The sequence below is a fragment of the Promicromonospora sp. NFX87 genome, assembly GCF_048564965.1.
In the GTDB taxonomy this organism is placed as follows: domain Bacteria; phylum Actinomycetota; class Actinomycetes; order Actinomycetales; family Cellulomonadaceae; genus Promicromonospora.
Map to the genome: position 1 here is coordinate 4,860,625 of NZ_CP183413.1, position 24,518 is coordinate 4,885,142.

Sequence of the window (24,518 nt, forward strand, 5' to 3'; positions counted from 1 at the left end):
ACCCCTGGGGGATCAATGACCGCTCGCAGTTTGTCCCGCCCGTCGCCTCGCCTGCTCACGATGGGCGTCGCCGCGACACTGGCACTCGGGCTGCTCGGAGAGGGCGCCGCGGCACACGTCGTGTCCGCCTCCGCAGCCACGCCGCCGGCAGGCGCCGCAGTGACGACCACCGACTCCGAGACGGACCGGTCGTCCGCTCAACGCGGCCTCCGTATCGTCCCGACGGGCGACACCGTCCAGGGCTACACGTTCGACGGCTTCGTGTACGTCGACTCGCAGGTCTGGCTGGGTGCCTACGGCGAGAGCCACGAGTTCCTGGCCAAGCGCGCCACGGCGTCGGCCCCCGCCACGGTCACCAAGACGGTGATCCGCGGCAACAAGCGCACCACCACGAAGGTGCCCGCCGCCCTCGTCGACGGGCTCGACGGACTCAAGAACGGCCTCACGGTCAAGATCGCCACGCCCAAGGGCAAGGTCCTGCTCGAGGAGACGCGCAGCCTGTGCCCCGGAGGGTGGGACCGCCAGCGGATCCAGCCGACCGGTCGCACGGAGCCGGTCTACCCGTCGCTCTGCGGCGGCAGCTGGTTCACGAAGTCGACGGTCTTCGGGATCGAGGAGGGCTGGGCGGCCCGCCTCGACGCGTTCTTCCAGGTGGAGACCAAGCGCACGGACCTCGTGATGACCACCACCGTCAACGACGACGTCGCGAACCTCCTCGGCCTGCCCGCCAAGGGCCGTTCGGTGACGCAGAAGCTGAAGATCGTCGACGAGTGCGAGCTGTGGGGCTGCGAAGGCGTCGCGGACCAGCTCCTGGGCGAGTCGGCCGAGGGCTTCAGCACCCTCGCGGGGCAGGACGCGCAGTCCACCCGTGCCGAGAGCCTGCGCGCCCAGGGCGGCCACGCGGGCCACTCCGAGCCCTCGGGCACCGGCCACCGCGTGAACCTCTTCACCCTGGACAGCAGCCAGGCGCACGGCGGCGACCACCCGTCGCTCGGCCAGGCCGGCACCACGCCGTCCACGAAGAAGCCTGCCAAGGACAGCCTCCCCGACCTCGTCTCCGTACCGGCGTGGCAGATCGGCAACGAGGTGGACGAGGCGGGCATCGACCGGCTCACCTTCAACGCCCACGAGTGGAACGCGGGACCCGGCCCCCTGGTCGTCGAGGGCTACCGCCGCGGCTCGGCCGAGGTCATGGACGCCTACCAGATGTTCTACCGGGACGGTAAGGAGGTCGGTAGCACGAAGACCGGGACCATGGAGTACCACGAGGCGCCGGAGCACGACCACTGGCACTTCCTCGACTTCGCGAGCTACGAGCTCGTGACCCCGAAGGGCAAGCTGGTGACGACCAGCGGCAAGCAGTCGTGGTGCCTGGTGCCGACCAACGCCGTCGACCTGTCCGTGCCGGGCGCCGTCTGGCGACCCGAGGCGACCGGTCTCGACAGCGCCTGCGGCGAACGGTCGGCGCTGTGGCTGCGCGAGGTCCTGCCCGTCGGCTGGGGCGACACCTACAGCCAGCACCAGACCCAGGCGTTCGACCTGACCGGTGTCCGCAACGGGACCTACCAGATCAAGATCACCGTGAACCCGAACGGCAACCTGCACGAGCGGACGACGTCGAACAACGTCAGCTACCGGACCGTCATCCTCGGCGGCACGCCCGGCGCGCGCACCGTGAAGGTCCCGCCGTACGAGGGCGTCGACACGGAGGAGCCGGAGCTGGTGGAGAACTGACGCCGGCCCGCACAACACGACCGCACCGCTGATCGTGGGCGGTGCGTAGGCTGCGCCCCATGAGCGCCAGCCCCACGCCGTCGACGGTCCCGTCCGGGAGCCGCATCACGTGCAGCATCTCGGACGGGATCGCCGACGTCCGCCTCGACCGGCCCGACAAGCTCAACGCGCTGTCGCTCGACATGCTCGGCGAGCTCAGGGCGACCGCGCGCAGGCTCGGGCGGACGCCGGGGCTGCGCGCGGTCGTCGTCTCGGGCAACGGCCGCTCGTTCTGCGCGGGGCTCGACCTCGGCGCCGCGGCCAGGAACCCGGTGGCGGTGGCGCGAGCCTTCGTGCCGACGCCCCGCGGCACCAACCTGTTCCAGGAGGCCTGCTGGGCGTGGCGGCGTCTGCCCGTGCCGGTGATCGCCGCCGTGCACGGCCACGTGCTCGGGGCCGGCGTGCAGATCGCCCTCGCCGCCGACCTGCGCCTCACGACCCCGGACGCCCGCTGGTGCGTCAAGGAGGTCGAGCGCGGCCTCGTCCCCGACATGTCAGGGATCCGGGCGCTGACCCAGCTGGTGGGCATCGAGACGGCGAAGCGCCTCACGTTCACCGCCGAGGAGTTCACCGGGGCCGACGCCGGCCGGCTCGGCCTGGCCGGGACCGTCACCGACTCGCCGCTGGACGAGGCCTTCGCCCTGGCCGGCCGGATCGCCGAGCGGCGCCCCGAGGCCGTCGCGGCCGCGAAGCGGCTGTTCGACCGCCGCTGGTCGTCGGGCGACCGGCGCACGTTCGCCGCCGAGCGGTGGGCACAGCTGAGGCTGCTGCCAGGCGCGATGAAGCCCCTGCGCCACTCCGCGAAGTAGAGCGTACGTCCGGACAGGCGCTCTACTTCGCGTGCCCGTCGGTGCCGAGGTAGAGCCTGTGTCCGGACTGGGGCTCTACTTCGCGGAGCGGTGGGGTCAGCCGCGGTAGGCGCGCTGGAGGCGCACCGGCGCCATCGGACCGATGCCGGGGATCTCACGGACGGGCTGAGCCGTGAGCGCGTAGCGGGAGCTCGTCGCGAGCTTCGCGGCGGTCTCCTTGTCGACCAGGACCGTCGAGGGTTCCGACTGCTCGGTGAGGCGGGACGCGAGGTTGACCGTGGGACCGAAGATGTCGCCGAACCGGGACAGCACCCGCCCCCACACCAGCCCGACGCGCACCGGGATCTCCGGATCGCCCGGTGCCGCTGTGCCCAGGGCTACGCCGGAGGTCTCCGCCAGGCCGAGGGCCACCTCCGCGCCGGTGGAGATGTCGTCCGTCACGAAGAGCACCGCGTCGCCGATGGTCTTCACCACGCGGCCGCCCGCGTTCACGATGATGTCGCGCGCGCCGGCCTCGAACCGCTGCACGAACTCCGCGAGCTCCTCCGAACCGAGCCCGGCCGTGCGCTTCGTGAACGAGACGATGTCCGCGAACCCGACCGCCCGCAGCAGGGGCAGCTGGTGGGTGTCGCTGCGGTCGTCCGAGTGCGCACCCGCGAACTCGATGGCCATGCGCCCGGTGAGCGCCGCGAGCTGACGCCGCCACGCGTGCTCGAGCTGCCCCTGCAGCATCTCCGTCATCTCCGGGAGCTTGTCCAGGGCGAGCAGCCGGGCCGAGGTCTCGTCCAGCTCGTAGCGCCGCGCGAGATGTTCCACGAGCGCCTCGACCTGCCACAGCGCCAACCGGTCAGCCGTGTGGCCGACGGACCGGATGAAGGTCATCTGGGCGCGCTCGTCCATCTGTTCCTCGTCGAACAGGCCCGCCGCGTCCTTGAGCGCCTCGACGTCGGCATCGGTGAACCACGTCTCGGTCGGGTGCGTGACGGGCAGGCCGATCCAGCGCCAGTACCGGGTGACGAACTGCTTGTCGAGCCCCGTCAGCTCCACCACCTGCGACAGCGTGTACCGGCGGGCGCCGCCGAGCAGCGTCTCGTCGAGCCGGGCCGCGGTGTCAGCACCCGGTGCGTCGTGGTGGGTGTGAGAGGTCTCGGAATTGTGGAGCACGTCACCACTGTAGGCGCGCAGGCCCCATGCACCCGCATGGATCCGCGGGACGTCGGCCAAGGACGTCAGCCAAAGCCGTCAGCCCATGAGCGTCAGCACGAGCGGGATACCCATGAGCACGAGCAGCATCCCGACGACGGCGACGACGTTCCACAGACCCAGCCGCACACCGCGCACGCCGTCGTCGCGGGAGAGCAGGACCCAGACGACCAGGAGCCAGGCGATGCCGGCCGCGACCAGGCCCGCCGTCGGGGTCCCGTCGGTCTGGACGATCCCCCGGTCCAGGCGGACCGTGCTGATCAGGTACACCGCGACGACGGCCACCGCACAGACGATCGCCTTGGCCACCCCGACCGTGGCTCGACCTGCCTCCATGGCGTCTCCTGCCGTCGCACGCCCGTTCTTGCCTGCCATCGCTTCGGCGGACATTACCGGAGGCACTACGGCACGCGGCAGGGATTGCCGCCCACTTCACCCCGTCTGACCGGGTAGTTCACCCGCAGGGCTACCGCAGGTGCCAGACGTCGCCGGCCGTCACCGTGCGCTCCTCGCCCGACTCCGTCCGGACCACCAGCGCCCCGGACCGGTCCAGACCGACCGCCTCGCCCGCCACGGTCTCCGCTCCCCCCGCGAGCTCGGCGCGGACGCGGGTGCCGAGCGTCGCGGACACGGCTGTGTACTCGTCCAGCAGACCGGCCGACGCGGCGTCGCCACCCGCCTGCTCCCACCGCCGGACGACGGCGTGCACCTCGCCCAGCAGCCGCACGAGCACGTCGGTCCGGTCGGGCCGCGGGTAGCCCGCGAGCGCCAGCGACGTCGCCGACGGCACGGGCAGCTCCTCCGCGGACTGCGAGACGTTGAGGCCTATCCCGAGCACCACGGCCGGGGCCGCCGGTCCCGGCGTGCCCTGCGCCTCGGGCACCACCTGGGCGAGGATGCCCGCGACCTTGCGGTAGAGCCCCAGCCCGGCGATCGTGTCGACGGCGGGCAGCAGCACGTCGTTGGGCCACTTCACGGCGGCGGTGATCCCGCCGTCGGACACCGCGCGCACCACCGCGAGCCCCGCCAGCAGCGGGAGCCAGCCCAGCGCCTCGGCGGGGACCTGCGGGCGCAGCAGCACCGACACGGTGAGGCCGGCACGCGCGGGCGTCTCCCAGGACCGTCCGGCGCGTCCCTTGCCCGCGGTCTGGTGCTCGGCGACGAGGGCCGACGGCGCCGGCCAGCCGGTCGGGTCGGACCGGACCGCCGTGACGAGCTCGGCGTTGGTGGACGGGGAGGTCTCGACGACCTCGACCCTCGCGAACCCCGGAACTGTCAGCTTGTCGCGATACTTGTCGCGATACAGAGACTGGCTCATCCCTCCATACTCTCCCCTCGCCCCCGAACCTGCCCTTGGAGGAAACCCACAACGCAGCAGCGTGACCCGCTGGATGCTCACGCATCGAGCGGGAGGCATCCGACAACTACGCTCGAACTGTGAACGACGCCATCACCACCCTCGCCGGCACGCGCGCCAAGCTCGACGACCTCGACGCCCGCCGGGCAGCCGCCATCGATGTCCCGGAGCAGACGGCCCAGGAGAAGCAGCACAAGCGGGGCAAGAAGACTGCCCGCGAGCGCATCGAAGCCCTGCTGGACGAGGGCAGCTTCACCGAGCTGGACGCGCTCGCCAAGCACCGCAGCCGCAACTTCGGTCTGGAGAAGAAGCGGATAGCGGGCGACGGCGTGGTCACCGGCTACGGCACCATCGACGGCCGGCAGGTGTGCATCTACTCCCAGGACTTCACGGTGTTCGGCGGGAGCCTCGGTGAGGTGCACGGCCAGAAGATCACGAAGGTGCAGGACCTCGCGCTCCGGACGGGTGTGCCGCTCATCGGCATCAGCGACGGCGGTGGCGCCCGCATCCAGGAGGGCGTCGCGGCCCTGACCCAGTTCGCCGAGATGTTCCGGCGCAACGTGGCGGCGTCGGGCGTGATCCCGCAGATCTCCCTGATCCTCGGCCCGAGCGCGGGCGGCGCGGTGTACTCCCCCGCCCTGACCGACTTCATCGTGATGGCCGACCAGACGTCGAACATGTTCATCACCGGCCCGGACGTGATCCGTACCGTGACGGGCGAGGACGTCGACTTCGAGACCCTGGGCGGCGCCCGGACGCACAACTCGAAGTCCGGTGTGGCGCACTACATGGGCAGCGACGAGGACGACGCCATCGACTACGTGCGTCACCTGATCGGCTACCTGCCGCAGAACAACCTCTCCGACGCGCCGGCGTTCCCGCCGGAGGACGACGCGCCGCTGGAGGTCACCGCCGACGACGAGGCGCTCGACGAGCTGATCCCGGACAGCGACAACCAGCCGTACGACATGCGCACGGCCATCGAGGCGGTGCTGGACCCGGAGTCGTTCCTCGAGGTCCAGCCGATGTTCGCGACGAACGTGCTGGTCGGGTTCGGGCACGTGGAGGGCCAGTCGGTGGGCATCGTCGCCAACCAGCCCCAGTCCATGGCCGGCACGCTCGACATCGACGCGGCCGAGAAAGCCGCGCGGTTCGTGCGGACGTGCGACGCCTTCAACATCCCGGTGCTGACGTTCGTGGACGTGCCGGGCTTCCTCCCCGGCGTCGGCCAGGAGCACCAGGGCATCATCCGCCGCGGCGCCAAGCTGATCTACGCGTACGCCGAGGCCACCGTGCCGCTGATCACCGTCATCACGCGCAAGGCGTACGGCGGCGCCTACATCGTCATGGGCTCCAAGCAGCTCGGCGCCGACGTCAACCTGGCCTGGCCGACCGCGCAGATCGCCGTCATGGGCGCGAGCGGTGCCGTGAACATCCTCCAGCGCGGCGCGCTGAAGGCGGTCGCCGAGACCGGCGGGGACGTCGAGGCCGAGCGTGCCCGGCTGACCGCCGAGTACGAGGACGCCATCGTCAACCCGTGGGACGCCGCCGAGCGCGGATACGTCGACGCGGTCATCCGCCCGTCCGAGACCCGCGTGCAGGTGGTGCGTGCGCTTCGCGCGCTGCGCACCAAGCGATCTACGCTTCCTCCGAAGAAGCACGGCAACATCCCGCTCTGACGGCGGGAGGACCGAGGCAGTTCGGACGGGATGAGGAACTAGATGAGTCACGAGGACGCCACCCACGGCCCGGCGCCGATGGGCCGCGTCGACACGGAGCCGATGCACCGTGCCGTCGATGCGCTGGCGGCTGCGCTGCACGACTACGTGGGGACGGCCGTGGGCGTGCGCGCCGAGTTCGGCGCCGCGGAGGCGGACGAGGACCCGCGGGTGCTGGCCCTCGAGTCGAAGGTGGGGCACCTGAACGCGGCCCTGTTCGACACGCTGCACAGCTCGCTCGGTATGCACCCGGACCTCACGTCCTCGGTGTGGGAGCCGGAGGACGGCGCCGACCCCGACGAGATCATCGAGTCCGAGCTGCCCGAGGGCGGCGAGTCGTTCTACCTCGGCTTCGTCGTCGCGGCGCGCGGCGGCGACGCCTCGCTGGACGGCGTGATCGACCTGCTCGACGCGGCCGGCGAGTCCGTCGCGACGCACCTCACCGAGGGCGGCTACGACATCGCCGAGTGGGCGGCGTCGCGCGGCGAGGCTCCCGGTTTCGGTTTCTACGAGGAGGACGACGAATGAGCCCCGAGGTACGTGTTGTCCGCGGCGAGCCCGACGACGTCGAGGTGGCCGCCCTGGTCGCGGGCCTCGCCGCGGTCGCGGCGGCCGGCCCCGAGCCCGACGACGCGGCGCCGCTCGACGAGTGGATCAACCACGCCCGGTCGCTGCGCGGGAACGGCGCGGCGACCGCCAAGAACTTCGGCGGACGGTCGGGGCGGCACAACGCGGACGCCTGGCGCTGGAGCCTGCGGTCCTAGGAGAGGCTGGGCGAGCGGAAAACCTCTGCTCGGGAACCAGGTGGCCGCCGTAGGCTCGCCCCCATGACCACCCCCACACGTACACCTACCGCGATCGACGCCGTCGCAGACGACTACGTCACCCGCCTCACCGAGCTCTCCCCGCTGTCCGCCACCGGTATGGGCCTGCCCGGCCACGACCACGAGATGGACGACCTGTCGCCGGCCGGGCACGACGCCGCCGCCCAGGCGAACCGCGAGGTCCTCGCGAAGCTCGAAGGACTCGAGCCCGCGGACGACGTCGACCGGGTCACCCTCTCCGCGATGCGCGAGCGCGTGGGACTCGACCTGGAGCTGCACGAGGCCGGCGAGTACCTCCGCAAGCTCAACAACATCGAGTCGCCGGTGCAGGGGCTGCGCGAGGTCTTCGACATCATGGCCACCGACTCGGTGGAGGCCTGGGAGAACATCGCCTCCCGGATGAGCGCCCTCCCGGGCGCCGTCGACGGGTACATCGAGTCGCTCACCGCCGCCGCGGCCAAGGGCGACGTCTCCGCCGTCCGCCAGGTGCGCGAGTGCGTCACGCAGGCACGGGAGCTGGCCTCCGGCGACTCGTTCTTCACGTCGTTCGTGACGGGTGAGGCAGCGAGCGCCACCCTCGGCGAGGGGCACGCGCTGTCAGGTGACCTGGCGCGGGCGGCGCAGGGCGCACAGGCCGCGTACGGCAGGCTCGCCGACTTCCTGGAGCACGACCTCGCACCGCAGGCGCCGGAGGCCGACGCCGTGGGCCGGGACCGGTACACCCTCTGGTCGCGGTACTTCCTGGGCGCGAAGGTCGACCTCGACGAGACCTACCAGTGGGGCCTGGAGGAGCTCGCCCGGATCGTCGCCGAGCAGGAGTCGGTCGCGGCCACGATCGCGGGCCGGGGCGCGACCGTCGAGGAGGCCGTCGCGGTTCTCGACGCCGACCCGTCGCGCAAGCTCATCGGCACGGCGGCCCTGAAGGCCTGGATGCAGGAGACCTCCGACGACGCGATCACGGCGCTGAACGGCACCCACTTCGACGTGCCGGAGCCCGTGCTGGACCTGGAGTGCATGATCGCGCCCACCCAGTCGGGCGGCATCTACTACACCCCGCCGAGCGACGACTGGTCCCGGCCGGGCCGGATGTGGTGGTCCGTGCCGTCCGACGTCACGGAGTTCAACACCTGGCGCGAGAAGACGACGGTCTACCACGAGGGCGTCCCGGGCCACCACCTGCAGTGCGGCCAGGCGGTGTTCGCGCGCGCGACGCTCAACAACTGGCGCCGGCTCGCCTGCTGGGTGTCCGGCCACGGTGAGGGCTGGGCGCTCTACGCGGAGCGGCTCATGGCCGACCTCGGCTACATGGACGACCCCGGCGACCGCCTCGGCATGCTCGACGCCCAGCGGATGCGCGCGGCCCGTGTCGTGTTCGACATCGGCGTGCACCTGGGCCTCGAGGCGCCCGAGCAGTGGGGCGGCGGCACCTGGACCGCCGAGAAGGGCTGGCCGTTCCTCCTGGCCAACGTGAACATGCCCGAGTCGTTCATCCGCTTCGAGTTCAACCGGTACCTCGGCTGGCCGGGGCAGGCGCCGTCGTACAAGGTGGGCCAGCGGCTCTGGGAGCAGACGCGCGACGACGCCAAGGCCGCCGCGGGCGAGAGCTTCGACGCCAAGGCGTTCCACGCGCGGGCGCTCAACCTGGGCTCGGTGGGCCTGGACACCCTGCGCGAGGCCCTGGCCTGAGCCCCCGAACCGCTGACGTGTCAGACGTACAGGTCACCCCGGTGACCTGTACGTCTGACACGTCAGGGCGTCTGCGCCGAGGCACACGGGCACAGTGACGTGGGTCACTGCACGCCGATGCCGGAAATCCTGTTTGCTCCGGCCGCATTCTCGTTACTGTGGCGCGCGTGCCTCGCTTGGTCCTCGCCTCACAGTCCCCCGCCCGACTCGCGACGCTGAAGTCCGCGGGAGTCACCCCGGAAGTCGTCGTATCCGGCGTGGACGAGGACAAGGTCCTCGCCGACGCCACCGAACGCTTCGGTGAGCTCGATCCCGCCGACGCCGTGCTCGTGCTGGCCCAGGCCAAGGCCGAGGAGGTGGCGTCCCGGCTGGAGGACGCCCGCGACAACGCCGAGTCCGGCGCGTCGGACGGCGACGACCCCGACGGGACGCCGTCCGAGCCCGCTGAGGACCCCGCCGACGTCATAGTCGTCGGCTGCGACTCCATGCTGGAGTTCGACGGGGTGGTCGTGGGCAAGCCCGCCGACGCCGAGGTCGCGCGCGAGCGCTGGCGGTCGATGCGCGGCGGCAAGGGCGTGCTGCACTCGGGCCACTGGGTGGTCGACCTGCGCGACGACGACGCCGGGGGCACCGGCGGCACCCTCGGCTCCACGAGCTCGACCACCATCTGGTTCGCCGACCTCGACGACGACGAGATCGACGCCTACATCGCCACGGGCGAGCCGCTGCACGTGGCGGGGGCGTTCACCATCGACGGCCTCGGCGGCCCGTACATCGAGCGTATCGAGGGAGACCACCACGGCGTCGTCGGCCTCAGCCTGCCGCTGCTGCGCGAGCTGCTGGCCGAGCTGGGCGTCCCGTGGCGCTCCCTCCGCACAAGTTGACCGAGGGGGATCTGCCGGATACCCACAACCAGATCGGTCCCATCCGACGGATCTGGCCGGACGCCATGTCTGAACCCTCCAAACGGCTCGCGTCGGGGTTGGTCGGCTCTCCAGACTTTTCGCCGCGTGGGTGGAGGCGGTACTTCGGTCGCTGATCACCGGGTTACGGTGAGCCGTGCCCAGTACCAGCCTGCCCCGAACCATCTCGAAGGTGCTCATCGCCAACCGCGGTGAGATCGCCGTCCGCGTGGCCCGTGGATGCGCCGACGCGGGGCTGACATCCGTCGCCGTCTACGCCGACCAGGACCGCGAGTCCCTGCACGTGCGCCTCGCCGACGAGGCCTTCGCGCTCGGCGGCGCCCGCGCGGCGGACACGTACCTCGACCCGGCCAAGCTGCTCGACGTCGCCCGCCGTTCCGGCGCCGACGCCGTGCACCCGGGCTACGGCTTCCTGTCGGAGAACGCCGAGTTCGCCCAGGCGGTCATCGATGCGGGGCTGACGTGGATCGGGCCGCCGCCGTCGGCCATCAGGTCGCTCGGCGACAAGGTGAGCGCGCGGCACATCGCGCAGCGCGCGGGCGCGCCCCTGGTCCCCGGCACGCCGGACCCGGTCAAGGACAGCAGCGAGGTCAAGGCCTTCGCCGAGCAGTACGGGCTGCCCATCGCCATCAAGGCGGCTTTCGGCGGCGGCGGCCGCGGCCTCAAGGTCGCGCGCACGTTCGACGAGATCGACGAGATGTTCGACTCGGCGGTCCGCGAGGCGGTCGCGGCCTTCGGCCGGGGCGAGTGCTTCGTGGAGCGCTACCTGGACAAGCCGCGCCACGTCGAGACCCAGTGCCTCGCCGACACCCACGGCAACGTCGTCGTGGTGTCGACCCGGGACTGCTCCCTGCAGCGCCGCCACCAGAAGCTCGTCGAGGAGGCCCCCGCGCCGTTCCTCACGCCGGAGCAGGAGAAGTCCCTGTACGCGGCGTCGGAGGCCATCCTGCGGGAGGCCGGCTACGTCGGCGCGGGTACGTGCGAGTTCCTCGTCGGGGTCGACGGCACCATCTCCTTCCTCGAGGTGAACACGCGCCTCCAGGTCGAGCACCCGGTGACCGAGGAGGTCACGGGCATCGACCTGGTGCGCGAGCAGCTGCGGATCGCGGCCGGCGAGGCGCTCGGCTACCACTCCCCCGTCGTACGCGGGCACTCCATCGAGTTCCGCATCAACGGTGAGGACCCGGCGAAGGGCTTCCTGCCCGCGCCGGGCCGCCTGAACACCATCGCCTGGCCGACCGGCCCGGGCGTACGCGTCGACACGGGCGTCGTCGCCGGCGACTCGGTCTCCGGCGCGTTCGACTCCATGATCGCCAAGCTCATCGTCACGGGAGCCACGCGCACCGAGGCCGTCGAGCGGGCCCGCCGCGCCCTGCGCGAGCTCGTCGTCGAGGGCATCCCCACGGTGGTCCCGTTCCACAAGGCGGTCCTCGAGGCCGACGCGTTCGTCCCCGCCGACGGTTCCCCGTTCCGGGTGCACACCCGCTGGATCGAGACGGAGTTCGCCGACACCCTCAAGACCCTGGCGCCGGCCCCTCCCGCACCCGTCGAGGAGGCGGAGGAGGTGACCGCCGAGCGCGTCGTCGTCGAGGTGGGCGGACGCCGGCTCGAGGTCGTGCTGCCCGCCGGCCTGGGTGTCGCCGCCGGGCGTGCGCGCACCGCGAACGCTGCCCGTCGTCCTGCCCGGCGGGTCGCCGGGGCCAAGACGTCGGGGAGCGCCGGGAACACGCTGGCCTCGCCCATGCAGGGCACCATCGTCAAGGTGGCCGTCGAGGACGGCGCGACGGTGGCCGAGGGTGATCTCGTCGTCGTGCTGGAGGCCATGAAGATGGAGCAGCCGATCCTGGCGCACCGCGCGGGGACCGTGCGATCCCTGACCGCAGAGCCCGGCGCTGGCGTGTCGGCGGGTGCTCCCATCTGCGAGATCGTCGACTGAAGCCTGGATTCGCCGCCTCTGCCGGGTGAATTCGCAAAGCGGACAGGGTGAAAAAAGCCCAGCGGGTCGGTTTGCCTCCGGACCGCGGCCGGAAGGTCGGTCCTGATCGGCTAAGTTCTGCGACGTGACACACGTCGTAGTACTGAGCCCCGAAGAGGCCATCGCCCTTGTCCGCCCGCGCAAGACGCTTCCGTCGTTCGTCAGTGACCTGACCTGCGACGAAGGGGTCATCTCGCTGACCGGCGACCTGCGCCGCCTGACCTATGCCCCGCTGCCCGTCAAGATCGCGGCCAAGGCCGTCCCGGTCGTGCACGGCTCGGCCCGGATCACGTCGTTCGACCAGAACGTCGCGGTGCTGCAGGTCGACGCCGACGCCGCCGGTCTGCCCGCCACGAAGCTGCTCCCGCTCGCTTCCGGGACCATCGCGAAGATGGCACGCAAGAACGGTCTGCCGGAGAACGCCGTGCAGCTCCGCAAGGACGGCACCATCTCCCTCGACGTGCGCGCCCTGATGCGCGGCTCGTTCGCCGAGGTGACGGACTTCCGTTTCGAGGACGGCAAGGTCGTCGTCGAGGGTGTAGCTGCCTGACACGCACCGCCCCGACCTGACAGACTGACGCAGTGCCGAACGCGACCGTACCCCCGACCGATCTGCACCGGCATGGCGGAGACGGCTGGGTGACCTGCGGGGACCACCGGCACTGGGGTCTGTTCGGGGCTGCCGGGCTGCTGCTCGTCCGCCGCGACGCGGACGGGGCGCCGTCGGACGTGGTGCTCCAGCACCGTGCCCTGTGGTCGCACATGGGCGGTACCTGGGGCATCCCCGGCGGCGCGCTGGCGCCGGACGAGAAGCCGGCGGCGGGCGCCCTGCGCGAGGCTGCCGAGGAGGCGGCGATCGACCCGGCCGCCGTGCACGTCGTCGGCACGCACGTGCTGGAGCACCCGGCCTGGACGTACACGACGGTCGTGGCCGACGTCGCCCCGGGGTACCGCATCGAGCCGCGCGCGGCCGATCCGGAGAGTCTCGAGGTCCGCTGGGTCAGCCTGGCGGACCTCGGCTCGCTGACGCTGCTGCCGGCGTTCGGCGAGGCCCTGCCGCGACTGCTCACGATGCTGGGTTAAGGTCGATTCGTGCACATCCGGATCGCGCCCGAAGAGGTGCTCGGCCTGGCGAGGATCGCCAAGCAGGCCCCGCCCGTCATCACCTCCGTCGTCGGCGACGGAGAGGTGATCCGCGTCGTCGCGGACCTGCGCCGGCTCGAGGACCTGCCGGGCCCGCTCAAGCTGGCCGTGAAGATCGCGCCGATCGTGCGGGCCGACGTCAAGCTGGCATCCTTCGAGCGCGGCGTCGCGACGCTCACCGTCGAGGTGAACGCCGCAGGGCTGCCGGCGCACCGGCTGCTCAGCCTCGCCGCCGCGCCGATCGAGAACGAGGTCGCGAAGCAGGGTCTGCCGCCGGGCGTCGTGGACGTGCAGCCGGACGCCCGGATCGCCGTCGACGTCGAACGCCTGCTCGAGGCCAAGGTCCCGGGCCTGACGGTCTCGCACGTGAAGATCGAGGACGGCCGCATCATCGTCGACGCGAGCGTCGCCTGAGCCTGAGCCCTACTTGCCTACTCGCGCGTCCAGGACGCGGGCGCCCTCGGCGATCGAGCCCGACAGCGACGGGTAGATCGTGAACGCTGAGGCCACGTTCTCCACCGTCAGCCGGTGCTGCACGGCCAGCGTGATCGGGAAGATCAGCTCGGACGCGCGCGGCGCCACCACGACTCCGCCGAGCACCACGCCCGCCTCGGGGTGCGCGAAGAGCTTCACGAACCCGTCCTTGATGCCCAGCATCTTGGCGCGCGGGTTGCGCGCGAGCGGCAGCGTCGTGGTGATGAACTTGGAGTTCTGCGCGCGCAGCTTCTCCTCGCTGTAGCCGACGGTGGCGATCTCGGGCGCGGTGAAGATGTTGGACGCGACGGTGCGCAGCGCGAGCGGCTGGACGGCGTCGCCCAGGGCGTGCGCGACGGCGATCCGCCCCTGCATCGCGGCCACCGACGCGAGCGGCAGCACCCCCGTGCAGTCGCCGGACGCGTAGATGCCGCGCACCGAGGTGCGCGAGACGCGGTCCACGACGACGTGCCCCGACTCCGAGAGCCGCACCCCCGCCTCCTCGAGCCCGAGGCCCGACGTCGAGGGCACCCCACCGACCGCCACGAGCACGTGCGAGCCGTGCACCACGCGCCCGTCGGACAGCGTCACCTCGACGCCGTCGTCCGTGCGTACGGCGCCGGCGGCGCGCGAGCGGGACAGGACGGTCATGCCTCGCGAGCGGAACACGCCCTCGAGCAGCTCGGCGGCGTCCTCGTCCTCGCCGGGCAGCACCCGGTCGCGGCTGGAGACGAGCACCACGTCCGACCCGAGCGCGTTGTACGCGCCCGCGAACTCGGCGCCCGTCACACCGGAGCCCACGACGATCAGCCGCTCGGGCAGCTCGCGCAGGTTGTACATCTGGGTCCAGGTGAGGATGCGCTCGCCGTCCGGCACCGCGGTGGGCAGCGTGCGCGGGGTCGCGCCGAGCGCGAGGAGGATCGAGTCCGCCTCCAGCACCTCGGTGGCGCCGTCGGACAGCTCGGCGACGACGCGCGCCGGCCCGTCCAGGCGCCCCTTGCCGTGCACGATCCGGATGCCCTCGCGCTCCAGCCGGCCGCGGATGTCGGAGCTCTGCGCACGGGCGAGCGCGAGCACGCGCTTGTTCACGGCCTGCAGGTCCACGAAGTGCTTGCGCTTCTCCTCGGCCGTCCCGGCTGCGGACGCGGCCGCCTGCACACCCGCGCCGCCCAGCGCCTGCGCCGAGGCGGGCGCCGCGTACGCGGACACCACGGGGATGCCGCCGGTCGCCAGCGAGACGTTGACGTCGGACAGCGGGTCCACGACGTCGTCCGGCATGCGGATGCCGAGCTCCGGGGCGCGGTCGGCGATGGTCATCCACTCGGCGGTGGCGATGAGCGTCTTGGAGGGGACGACGTCGGTCAGGACCGCCGCACCGCCCATGCCCTGCTGCTCGACCACGGTGACCTGCGCGCCGTGGCTGCGCGCCACGAGCGCCGCCTCGTAACCGCCGGGTCCACCTCCCACGACGACGACATGGGGCGGGACAGCGGTGGGATCGAGGGGGGTCACGATCTCATTCTCGCATCGTCCACGGCTGCGGAGGTTTCGCCGAGGGGTCGTGCGCGCGTGCCACGGTGAAAGTGGCGTTAACCTCGGACCATGAGCACGGACCTGGATCTTGACGACCCGACGACCGACCCGTTCGACGTCGCTGCGGCGGCCGCGGAGTACATCGCGGCCAAGACGGGGGTGCCGGGACACGACATCGCACTCGTCCTCGGCTCCGGCTGGGGCGGTGCGGCGGAGCTGATCGGTGACGTCGTCGCCGAGATCCCCACCGCCGAGATCCCCGGCTTCCTCAAGCCCGCGGTCAAGGGCCACCTGAGCACCACCCGTTCCATCCGCTTCGAGCGGCCCGACGGCGCGGTCCGGCACGCGCTCGTCCTCGGCTCCCGCACGCACCTCTACGAAGGCCTCGGGCCCCGTCGCGTCGTGCACGGCGTCCGCACCGCCGCGGCCGCCGGCTGCGAGACCGTGATCCTCACGAACGGCTGCGGCAGCGTGCACATCGGCTGGCGTCCCGGCCAGCCCGTCCTCATCAAGGACCACCTCAACCTCACCGGCCAGACGCCGCTCGAGGGCGCCAAGTTCGCCGACATGACCGACGTGTACACGCCGCGCCTGCGCGACGTCGCCCGCAGCGTGGACCCGGACCTGCCGGAGGGCGTCTACGCGCAGTTCCACGGCCCGCAGTACGAGACGCCCGCCGAGGTCAAGATGGCCTCCCTGATGGGCGCGGACCTCGTCGGCATGTCGACGGCGCTGGAGGCCATCGCCGCCCGGCACTGCCGCATGGACGTGCTCGGCATCTCGCTGGCCACGAACCTCGCGGCCGGGATCAGCCCCCACCCGCTCTCGCACGAGGAGGTGCTGGAGGCGGGCCGGGAAGCCGGGCCGCGGATCAGCGACCTGCTCGCTCGGGTGATCAAGCAGATCTGACGCCAGTGTCCGCCAACCTGCCTACCTCCACCGAGGCGCTCTCCGCGTCCGACCTCGTCGCGCGCGCGGAGGCCTGGATGGCCGCCGACGTCGACGCCGCCGACGTCGCCGAGCTGCGCAACCTGGTCGCCCGCACCACCGACGCCCACGTCGGCGAGCTGGCCGTCGCCGAGCTCGCCGACCGGTTCTCCGGCCTGCTGCAGTTCGGCACCGCCGGCCTGCGCGGCGCCATGGCCGCCGGACCGAACCGGATGAACCGCGCGGTGGTGATCACCGCCGCCGCAGGCCTCGCCGCCTTCCTCACCAAGGAGTTCGGCCGCGGCACCCCACGCGTGGTGGTCGGGTTCGACGCCCGGCACCGGTCCGCCGAGTTCGCCCGCGACACCGCCGCGGTGCTCGTCGCCGCCGGCGCCGAGGTGCTGCTCATGCCCGCGCCGGGCCCCACGCCCGTCCTCGCGTTCGCGGTGCGGCACCTGTCCGCGGACGCCGGCGTCATGGTCACCGCGAGCCACAACCCCGCCGCCGACAACGGCTACAAGGTGTACCTGGGCGGCCGCGTCGTCACCGACGCCGGTCAGGGCGCGCAGATCGTCCCGCCGTACGACGCCCTGATCGCCGGTGAGATCGCGCTCGTGCGCGCCGCCAAGGACGTGCCGCGCGCCGAGTCCGGCTGGACCGTGCTCGGCCGCGAGATCACCGAGGACTACCACGCGGCGGTGGCCACCCTGCACGACGGCGAGCCGCGCAACAAGCTCCGTATCGTCACCACGTCGCTGCACGGGGTGGGCGGCGCGGCTCTCGCCCGCGCGCTGGCCGAGGCCGGTTTCTCCGACGTCGTACCGGTGGAGGAGCAGGCAGAGCCCGACCCGGACTTCCCCACCGTGGCGTTCCCCAACCCGGAGGAGCCCGGCGCCATCGACATGGCGCTCGCCCTCGCCCAGGACGCCCACGCGCAGCTCGTCATCGCGAACGACCCGGACGCCGACCGCTGCGCCGTCGCCGTCCTCGACCCGCAGTACGGGACGTACCAGGGCGCGGAGACCGCGTCCTCGCAGGGCTGGCGGATGCTGCACGGCGACGAGGTGGGCATGCTGCTCGGCTGGGACGCGGCCGAGCGCGCGGCACGTGCGGGAACAAGCGGCACGCTGGCCTGCTCGATCGTGTCGTCGCGCGCGCTGGCGGCGATCGCCGCCCGGCACGGCCTGGCGCACGCCACGACGCTCACCGGCTTCAAGTGGATCTCGCGCACCCCGGATCTCGTGTTCGGGTACGAGGAGGCGCTGGGCTACTGCGTCGACCCCGAGCACGTGCGGGACAAGGACGGGCTCTCGGCGGCGGTCGCCGTCGCCCAGCTGGCCAACCGCCTCGCCGCGGACGGCCGCACGCTCCTGGACCGCCTCGACGACGTCGCCCGCGCCTGCGGGCTGTACGTCACCGGCCAGGTGTCGGCCAGGTTCGAGGACCTCGCGCTGATCGAGTCGACGATGGCGGCGCTCCGCACGTCGCCGCCGTCCGTCCTGGCGGGTTCGCCGGTGGAATCGGTGCGCGACCTCGCCGAAGGCCTCGACGGCCTGCCGCCCACCGACGGCGTCGTGCTGCTGACGGCCGACGACACCCGCGTGATCGTGCGGCCGAGCGGCACCGAGCCCAAGGTCAAGTGCTACATCGAGGTGGTGTCGCCGGTCGATCCGGACGCCACGGCCAACACCCTGTCCGCGGCACGGGTGGCCGCACGCGACCGCCTGGCCCGGGTCCAGGCGGACATCCGGACGGCCCTGGGCCTCTGATCCCCGAGCGGCGACTGCCGAAGTAGAGCGCCTGTCCCCGTTCCTCGTGAGGTTCGCCTCACGCTGAAGGGGGACAGGCGCTCTACTTCGGCAATCGCCGGAACGGGTCGAGGGACGAGTTACTGGACTACCGCCGGGAGGACGTCCATCGCGTCCGGGTTGGCCTCCACGAACTTCGGCACCTCGTCCTTGGCCACCGCCTCCATGAGCGGGTCGAACACGGCCCGGTCGAGCACGACGATGGACTGCCCGTCGGCGCTGCGCCCGGTGCCGGAGTACGGCGCGGTCATGAACGTGATGTCGTTCGTACCCATGTCCTGGGTGCCCATGACGAGCTCCTGGATCTTGTCGAACGTGAGGCCCTCGTCGACGGCCACCGAGCTGGTGATGGCCTCCAGGAAACTGGCCATCTTCACGGGCTCGCTCATGCTGTTCTTCGCCTTGGCCACGATCGCCCGCATCCAGGCCTGCTGCCGCTGCACGCGGCCGAAGTCGCCGTTCGCCAGCGCGTACCGCTCACGCGCGAACTCAAGTGCTTCCTCGCCGGTCATCGCCTGCCGCACGGAGCCGCCGTCGCCGTCGGGCACCGTGATCTCCACGCCGTCCAGGGAGTCGGTGAGGGCTTTGAACGACTCGAAGTCGGTCACCGCGAAGTGGTCGATCCGGACGCCCGTCAGGTTCTCGACCGTCTGGATCATGAGGGCCGGGCCGCCGTAGGAGAACGCGGCGTTGACCTTGGCCTCGCCGTAGCCGGGGATGGGTACCCAGGAGTCACGGGGGATGGAGATCGCCGCGGCCGACTTCCGGTCCGCCGCCAGGTGCACGAGCATGATCGCGTCGGTGCGCTGCGCGCCGGCTTCCCACTGGGTCGGGTCGCCGGCGGAGATCCGGCTGTCGGAGCCGAGCACCAGGATGTTCACGGGTGCGGTCGGACCCTCGACCGCGGGAGCGCTGGGCCGCGTCGAGGGGTCGACGTCGGCGAACGGGTCCTCGATCCGCTCCAGGTTGTCGTCGAGCGACATCCGGTACGCGTAGTAGGCCGCGACACCTCCTCCGCCCACGAGCAGCAGAGCACCGACCACGAGGCCGGCGACGAATCCGCGGCTCCGAGGTGCGCGCCGGGCGTGACGGAGATCGCCGTCCACCGGGTTGGGCGGGGCGAGAAGATCGCTCATTCGATCAGGTGCGGCCATAGGTGTTGATCATAGTGGCGAACGCGACTACTACTCTTGAGCCTGGCCCGCAACCGGAGCGTCGTTTCAGGGGTGAAGCTCGGTGCCCGCGCAGGTGGCACCGAACAGTGAGGGGAGTCGCAGTGAACGCTGGCGCGAGACAGCCACAGGACCGCTCGATCCTCCTGGTCACGCACCATTTCGCACCCGAGACGGGAGCCCCCCAGCGACGCTGGGGAGCACTCATCGAACACCTGGTCAACGCGGGTTTTCCGATGACCGTCCTGGCGCCTCCGCCACACTATCCATCGGGAAAGATCACCCACTCTTCACCTTCATACCTGCCTGGTTCCGTGCAGACGGGCACCAACGGCGAGAAGATCATCCGGGTGAATTTCCGCGAGCATTCTCATGGGCTCGGATCCCGGGCCGCGGACCAGACGGTCGCCGCGATCAGCTCGGTCCTGTACGGCATCCGGCCCTCCGCCGGCCGGCCCGCCGTCGTGATCGCGACGGTCCCCGGGATCCCGAGCGTCGTCGCCGGCTGGGCGCTCGCCCGCTGGCACCGCGCCCGGTTCGTCGTCGAGATGCGTGACGCCTGGCCGGACCTCATCCAGCCCAGCGGCATCCTCCTGCGCCGGGACCGGCCCGGCGGCCTGCGCCGTCGCCTCCGTGACCTCGTGGCGCGCGTGGTGCACCGCACCGTCACGCGCCTCCAGACCCGGGCGGACCTCGTGGTCACGACCACCGCCGCGTTCGCCGAGATCCTGCGCGCGCGGGGCGTCCGCAACGTGGCAGTGGTCCGCAACGGGACGGCGTTCGAACCCGTGCGTGAGAACGCTCCCGTGCGCCTCGCGGACCGCCCGCTGCGCGTCGTCTACGCGGGCACGGTCGGCCGGTCGCAGGGGCTCGACGTCGCCGTGCGCGCAGCAGCCCTGGTCCAGGAGCGCGGTCACGCGCTGGACGTCCGCATCGTCGGGCACGGCAACGAGCTGGAACCGCTCCGGCGTCTGGCCGCCGAGCTCGGCGCGCCGGTACGGGTCGAGCCCTCGGTGCCGTCCACCCAGGTGCGCGAGCTGTACGCCTGGGCGGACACCGTCGTCGTCTCCCTGCGGGACTGGGAGCCGTTCGAGTGGACGGTCCCGTCCAAGCTGTACGAGGTGATGGCGTCCGGCGTCCTCGCCTCGGCGAGCCTGGCCGGCGAGGCAGCGAACCTGGTCACGATCAACGGCGCGGGCGCCGTCGTGCGCCCCGGCGACGTCGAGGGGCTCGCCGACCTGTGGTGCGGCTGGCTGTCCGACGGCGTGGTGCCCGCGCCGTCGTCCGACGCCGCGGCCTGGGTCGCCGAGCACGCGAGCGACGGGGTGCTGGGCCACCGGTACGCCGAGCTCCTGGACGACCTGCTGCCGAGCCCGGCGCCCGACGCCCCGCTCGACCGGAGGGCCCGGGTCTGATGGCGCTGCCGTTCCGGCGCGCGAGCGAGCTCGCGCGCAATCTCCGCTTCACCACGTCCTTCGTGGCGCGCACGCTCGTCGAGGATCCGCTGTGGCTCGCCGTCCAGGCGGCCCGGCGGGCTCCCGAGCCGCTGCGCCGGCCCCTGGTGCGCGCCCTCGGGTTCGCGCCGGCGCCGTCGGCCCCGCACGCGCTCGGGCGGATGCTGGCCGGCGACGCGGCACGCGCGGCGGACGAGGCGGAGCAGCTCCTGGAACGACGCGACGGCCGCGGCCGCCGGGTCGCGGCAGAGGTGGCCGTCGCGGTGGGCAGGCCCGAGCTGCTCGACGACGTCGACGGGGCCGGACCCGCGCGCTACCGGGCCGCCTGGCTGCTGGGCGACGCCGACGCCATCGGACCGGACGCACCCGCCGGCCTCCGCGCCCAGGTGGCCGTGCTGCGGCCCGAGCCGGCGGACGACGCGGGCACCCGGGCACCCGACACCGCCCCCGGACCGCCGGGCCCGGGCGGCATCACCGTGCTGCACCACCTGACCAACTCCCTGCCGCACACGCAGAGCGGCTACACGCTCCGCTCGCACGCGATCCTGATGGCGCAGCGCGCCGCGGGGACGCCCGCGCTCGCGACCACGCGCCCCGGCTACCCGCTGACCATCGGGTCGCTCACGGCCCGCGGGACCGACGTCGTCGACGGGGTCACCTACCACCGCCTGGTCCCCGACCGCATGGCGTCCGACGTCGCGCGCCGGATCGCGCAGGAGGCGGACCTGCTCACCGAGGCCGCGCGGGACGCGGGCGCGGACGTCCTGCACACCACCACGCCGTCGACCAACGGGAGCCTGGCGCGCGCCGCCGCGCGGCGGCTCGGGATCCCGTGGGTCTACGAGGTGCGCGGGCTGCCCGAGGAGACCTGGGTGGCGTCGCACGGCACGCCCGCCGCGCGCGCCCGGGCGGCGTCGTCCCGCCGCCGGGCGCTGATGCAGGCTAAGGAGACCGAGCTCGCGCTCGCGGCCGACGCCGTGGTGACGCTCAGCGGAACCATGCGCGACGCGCTGGTGGCCCGCGGTGTCCCCGCCAGCCACATCACCGTGGTGCCGAACGCGGTACCGGACAGCCTGATCGCCGCGCAGCACCCCACGCCGGAGGCCGCGCGGGCAGCGCTCGGCCTGCCGGCCGGGTCCGCGATCGGAACGGTGAGCAGCCTCGTCGACTACGAGGGCCTGGAGACGGTGGTCCGCACGGTGGCCACGCTGCGCGCCCGCGGGCACGACGTCACGGGCCTGCTGGTGGGTGACGGCGTCTCGCGGCCCGGGCTGGCGCGCCTGGCCGACGAGCTCGGCGTCGCCGACCATGTGGTGCTCCCCGGGCGGGTGCCGCCCGCGGTGGCGCAGACCTGGCTGGCCGCGCTCGACGTCGTGCTGGTGCCGCGCCGCGACCACGAGGTCACGCGCCTGGTGACCCCGCTCAAGCCGGTCGAGGCGATGGCGGTGGGCCGCCCGGTGGTCGCCAGCGACCTGCCCGCGCTGGTGGAGGCCGTGGGCGGCGCGGGGCTGCACGTCGGCGCGGACGACCTGGCCGGCTGGGCCGATGCGGTCGCTACCCTCCTGGACGACGCCGGACGGCGTGCCGAGCTGGTCGAGCTGGGCCGGGCGGTGGCCACCGAGAGGACATGGGTGAGGAACGCGGAGACGTATCTGGGGATCTACCGGGAGTGTCTGGGGGTGAAGGCATGAGCGCAGGAACGGAGACCGGGTCGTACGCGGCCCTGTTCGACGCGTCGCCGACGACCACCAAGCTCGTGACGCTCGGCAACCTGTCCCGCGTCGGCGCACGCCCCCCGCTGGGCCAGTACGTGAGCCTGCTCTGGGCCCGCCGGCACTTCCTGTGGGCGGACGCGCGTGCCAAGGTCACCAGCGGGACGCGGCAGAGCCTGCTGGGCCAGGCCTGGCTGATCCTGGACCCGCTGATCAACGGTGCCGTGTACTTCGTGGTGTTCGGCCTGCTGATGAAGGGCGGGCGAGGCATCGACAACTTCATCGGGTACCTGCTGATCGGCGTGTTCCTGTTCGGGTTCACCACGTCGTCGATCAACGGTGCCGCGCGCTCGGTGCAGACCGGCAAGAACCTGATCCGTGCGTTCACGTTCCCGCGGGCGGCGCTGCCGATCTCGGTGGTGCTGCGCAACCTGCTCAACCTCGGCCCCACGCTCGTGACCCTCGGCGCGCTGATCTACTTCATCGCCCCTGCCGAGGAGTACACCTGGCGCCTCGCCCTGGTGCCCGCCGCCCTGGCGCTGCAGGTCGTGTTCACGACCGGTGTCTCGCTCCTGGTGGCCCGGTGGGCGGCCGCGCTGCCCGACGTCGCGAACCTGATCAGGATGTCGATGCGGATCTGGCTGTACGCGTCCGCGGTGTTCTTCTCGTTCGACGCACTGCTCAAGGACGAACCGGTACTGAAGATGGTGGTCGAGGCCAACCCGATGTTCATCGTGCTGGACATCGTGCGGGACTGCGTCCTGTACGCCACCACGCCCGACCCGATGCGCTGGGTGTGGCTCGGCGGCTGGGCCGTCGGCATGCTGCTGATCGGGTTCATCACCTTCTGGCAGGCGGAGGAGAGCTATGGCCGCTGACCTCGACTACCCGATGCCGCCGCCGCAGCTCACCCAGGGGCGCCCCGCTTCGATGCCGGTGCCGGTGCAGCGGCCGCTGACGGGAGCGATCCCGATGTCGGTGCAGGCCCCGCCGCACACCGGCCAGCTCGCCGCCGTCGCGCCGCGGTCCGGGAGCACTCCCGTGCTGTGGCCCACGGTCGCCGTCCAGGGGCTGCGCATGTTCTACCGGACGCCGTCGACGGACACGTCCAGCGGTCGCCGCGCCAGGCTCAAGCGGACGGTGCTCAACGCACTGGGCCAGGAGCCCAAGGTGACGGTGCGCGCGCTGACGGACATCTCGTTCGTCGCCAACTCCGGCGAGCAGATCGGCATCGTCGGCCAGAACGGCTCCGGCAAGAGCACGCTCCTGCGGATCATCGCGGGCCTGGAGAAACCGACCAAGGGCCAGGTGCTGGCCGAGAGCACGCCGGTGCTGATCGGCGTGAACGCCGCGCTGGTCCCCGACCTGCCCGGCGAGGAGAACGTACGGCTCGGCTGCCTGGCGATGGGCCTGTCCCCCGCCGAGGCGCAGGCGGCGATCCCCGACGTCATCGAGCTGGCCGGCCTCGGCAAGTCCATCTACCTGCCCATGCGCACCTACTCCTCGGGCATGGCGGCTCGCCTGCGCTTCGCCATCGCGACGGCGGCACGCCCCCACATCCTGCTCATCGACGAGGCCCTGGCCACCGGTGACGCCGCGTTCAAGGAACGCAGCGAGGTCCGCATGGAGCGCCTACGGAAGGAAGCGGGAACGGTGTTCCTCGTGAGCCACGCGGCACAGACCATCGAGGAGTCGTGCACCCGCGCCATCTGGCTGCACCACGGCCGCCTCGTGCTCGACGGCGAGGCGCAGGACGTCGCCGTCCGGTACCGCAAGTGGGCGTGGGCCCACGCCAAGGACAAGCCGGACGACGCCAAGCAGATCCTCCAGGAAGCCTTCGCCGAACGACGGGAGACAGAGGTGCGGTTCGACACGCCCGAGCCGGCCAAGGGCCCGGTCCGCGAGCGGCATGCCCGCCCAAGGGGGCGCGACGCCAAGCAGGCGAAGGTCCGGACCGCACGGATCGCGGCGCTCCAGGCCGAGGCGGCGCTCCAGGCCGAGGCGGGCGACCAGTGAACCGGCCCCTC

The 24,518-nt window shown here is 72.3% G+C and carries 22 protein-coding genes; 17 read left to right on the forward strand and 5 right to left on the reverse strand.

The features are described 5' to 3' along the window. Positions 1 to 15: 15 nt before the first annotated feature. The gene (locus ACNYC2_RS21845; RefSeq protein WP_419703802.1) at positions 16 to 1,734 is read left to right on the forward strand and encodes a lysyl oxidase family protein; all 1,719 of its coding nucleotides are present in this window, start codon (positions 16 to 18) and stop codon (positions 1,732 to 1,734) included. A gap of 59 nt (positions 1,735 to 1,793) precedes the next feature. Next, positions 1,794 to 2,582: a crotonase/enoyl-CoA hydratase family protein gene (locus tag ACNYC2_RS21850; RefSeq protein WP_419703803.1), complete on the forward strand. Its 789-nt coding sequence runs from the start codon at positions 1,794 to 1,796 to the stop codon at positions 2,580 to 2,582. Positions 2,583 to 2,678: 96 nt separating this feature from the next. On the opposite strand, the gene ACNYC2_RS21855 is transcribed toward ACNYC2_RS21850, so the two are convergent. The 3 genes from ACNYC2_RS21855 to ACNYC2_RS21865 form a co-directional block, all read right to left on the reverse strand. Next, entirely contained in the window at positions 2,679 to 3,746 is a 1,068-nt protein-coding gene (locus ACNYC2_RS21855; RefSeq protein ID WP_419703804.1) for an adenylate/guanylate cyclase domain-containing protein, read from the reverse strand. A gap of 78 nt (positions 3,747 to 3,824) precedes the next feature. Further along, complete coding sequence (locus ACNYC2_RS21860; RefSeq protein WP_419703805.1) at positions 3,825 to 4,121, reverse strand: hypothetical protein; 297 nt, start codon at positions 4,119 to 4,121, stop codon at positions 3,825 to 3,827. Positions 4,122 to 4,251: 130 nt separating this feature from the next. Beyond that, on the reverse strand, positions 4,252 to 5,103 hold the full coding sequence (locus ACNYC2_RS21865; protein ID WP_419703806.1) for a biotin--[acetyl-CoA-carboxylase] ligase: 852 nt from the start codon (positions 5,101 to 5,103) through the stop codon (positions 4,252 to 4,254). A 119-nt stretch (positions 5,104 to 5,222) separates the two neighbouring features. Between ACNYC2_RS21865 and ACNYC2_RS21870 the strand changes: the two genes are divergently transcribed. The 9 genes from ACNYC2_RS21870 to ACNYC2_RS21910 all read left to right on the forward strand — a co-directional run bounded on the left by ACNYC2_RS21870 (position 5,223) and on the right by ACNYC2_RS21910 (position 13,825). Beyond that, positions 5,223 to 6,821 (forward strand): acyl-CoA carboxylase subunit beta, encoded by a 1,599-nt coding sequence (locus tag ACNYC2_RS21870; protein ID WP_419703807.1) that lies wholly within the window; start codon positions 5,223 to 5,225, stop codon positions 6,819 to 6,821. 42 nt (positions 6,822 to 6,863) lie between these two features. Then, positions 6,864 to 7,388 carry a hypothetical protein gene (locus ACNYC2_RS21875; RefSeq protein WP_419703808.1) on the forward strand — a complete coding sequence of 175 codons (525 nt, stop codon included), beginning with the start codon at positions 6,864 to 6,866 and terminating at the stop codon, positions 7,386 to 7,388. Beyond that, positions 7,385 to 7,624 (forward strand): acyl-CoA carboxylase epsilon subunit, encoded by a 240-nt coding sequence (locus tag ACNYC2_RS21880; RefSeq protein ID WP_419703809.1) that lies wholly within the window; start codon positions 7,385 to 7,387, stop codon positions 7,622 to 7,624. Before ACNYC2_RS21875 ends, ACNYC2_RS21880 begins: the two co-directional genes overlap by 4 nt. Before the next feature lie 63 nt (positions 7,625 to 7,687). After that, entirely contained in the window at positions 7,688 to 9,370 is a 1,683-nt protein-coding gene (locus tag ACNYC2_RS21885; RefSeq protein ID WP_419703810.1) for a DUF885 domain-containing protein, read from the forward strand. A gap of 167 nt (positions 9,371 to 9,537) precedes the next feature. Then, on the forward strand, positions 9,538 to 10,254 hold the full coding sequence (locus tag ACNYC2_RS21890; RefSeq protein WP_419703811.1) for a Maf family protein: 717 nt from the start codon (positions 9,538 to 9,540) through the stop codon (positions 10,252 to 10,254). Between the two features lie 202 nt (positions 10,255 to 10,456). Next, entirely contained in the window at positions 10,457 to 12,229 is a 1,773-nt protein-coding gene (locus ACNYC2_RS21895; protein WP_419707880.1) for an acetyl/propionyl/methylcrotonyl-CoA carboxylase subunit alpha, read from the forward strand. Between the two features lie 124 nt (positions 12,230 to 12,353). Further along, the gene (locus tag ACNYC2_RS21900) at positions 12,354 to 12,818 is read left to right on the forward strand and encodes a hypothetical protein (RefSeq protein ID WP_419703812.1); all 465 of its coding nucleotides are present in this window, start codon (positions 12,354 to 12,356) and stop codon (positions 12,816 to 12,818) included. 32 nt (positions 12,819 to 12,850) lie between these two features. Beyond that, entirely contained in the window at positions 12,851 to 13,351 is a 501-nt protein-coding gene (locus tag ACNYC2_RS21905; RefSeq protein ID WP_419703813.1) for an NUDIX domain-containing protein, read from the forward strand. A gap of 9 nt (positions 13,352 to 13,360) precedes the next feature. Next, positions 13,361 to 13,825: a hypothetical protein gene (locus ACNYC2_RS21910; protein ID WP_419703814.1), complete on the forward strand. Its 465-nt coding sequence runs from the start codon at positions 13,361 to 13,363 to the stop codon at positions 13,823 to 13,825. Between the two features lie 9 nt (positions 13,826 to 13,834). On the opposite strand, the gene ACNYC2_RS21915 is transcribed toward ACNYC2_RS21910, so the two are convergent. Further along, the gene (locus ACNYC2_RS21915; protein WP_419703815.1) at positions 13,835 to 15,397 is read right to left on the reverse strand and encodes an NAD(P)H-quinone dehydrogenase; all 1,563 of its coding nucleotides are present in this window, start codon (positions 15,395 to 15,397) and stop codon (positions 13,835 to 13,837) included. Between the two features lie 90 nt (positions 15,398 to 15,487). Between ACNYC2_RS21915 and ACNYC2_RS21920 the strand changes: the two genes are divergently transcribed. Together ACNYC2_RS21920 and ACNYC2_RS21925 are read left to right on the forward strand one after the other, a co-directional pair. Then, positions 15,488 to 16,327 carry a purine-nucleoside phosphorylase gene (locus ACNYC2_RS21920; protein WP_419703816.1) on the forward strand — a complete coding sequence of 280 codons (840 nt, stop codon included), beginning with the start codon at positions 15,488 to 15,490 and terminating at the stop codon, positions 16,325 to 16,327. A gap of 77 nt (positions 16,328 to 16,404) precedes the next feature. Then, a complete protein-coding gene (locus ACNYC2_RS21925) occupies positions 16,405 to 18,114 on the forward strand; it encodes a phospho-sugar mutase (protein ID WP_419707881.1) in 1,710 nt (569 codons plus the stop codon). 119 nt (positions 18,115 to 18,233) lie between these two features. Here ACNYC2_RS21925 and ACNYC2_RS21930 read toward each other — a convergent pair whose 3' ends face one another. Next, the gene (locus ACNYC2_RS21930) at positions 18,234 to 19,307 is read right to left on the reverse strand and encodes an LCP family protein (protein WP_419703817.1); all 1,074 of its coding nucleotides are present in this window, start codon (positions 19,305 to 19,307) and stop codon (positions 18,234 to 18,236) included. 122 nt (positions 19,308 to 19,429) lie between these two features. On the opposite strand from ACNYC2_RS21930, the gene ACNYC2_RS21935 reads away from it, so the two are divergent. The 4 genes from ACNYC2_RS21935 to ACNYC2_RS21950 are packed head-to-tail and all read left to right on the forward strand — an operon-like array spanning position 19,430 to position 24,507. After that, complete coding sequence (locus tag ACNYC2_RS21935) at positions 19,430 to 20,740, forward strand: glycosyltransferase family 4 protein (protein ID WP_419703818.1); 1,311 nt, start codon at positions 19,430 to 19,432, stop codon at positions 20,738 to 20,740. Next, positions 20,740 to 22,470: a glycosyltransferase gene (locus ACNYC2_RS21940; RefSeq protein WP_419703819.1), complete on the forward strand. Its 1,731-nt coding sequence runs from the start codon at positions 20,740 to 20,742 to the stop codon at positions 22,468 to 22,470. The genes ACNYC2_RS21935 and ACNYC2_RS21940 overlap by 1 nt, the downstream gene beginning before the upstream one ends. Next, positions 22,467 to 23,369, forward strand: a complete 903-nt coding sequence (locus ACNYC2_RS21945; protein ID WP_419703820.1) for an ABC transporter permease — start codon at positions 22,467 to 22,469, stop codon at positions 23,367 to 23,369. The genes ACNYC2_RS21940 and ACNYC2_RS21945 overlap by 4 nt, the downstream gene beginning before the upstream one ends. Continuing rightward, a complete protein-coding gene (locus ACNYC2_RS21950) occupies positions 23,359 to 24,507 on the forward strand; it encodes an ATP-binding cassette domain-containing protein (protein ID WP_419703821.1) in 1,149 nt (382 codons plus the stop codon). Before ACNYC2_RS21945 ends, ACNYC2_RS21950 begins: the two co-directional genes overlap by 11 nt. Positions 24,508 to 24,518: the final 11 nt, after the last annotated feature.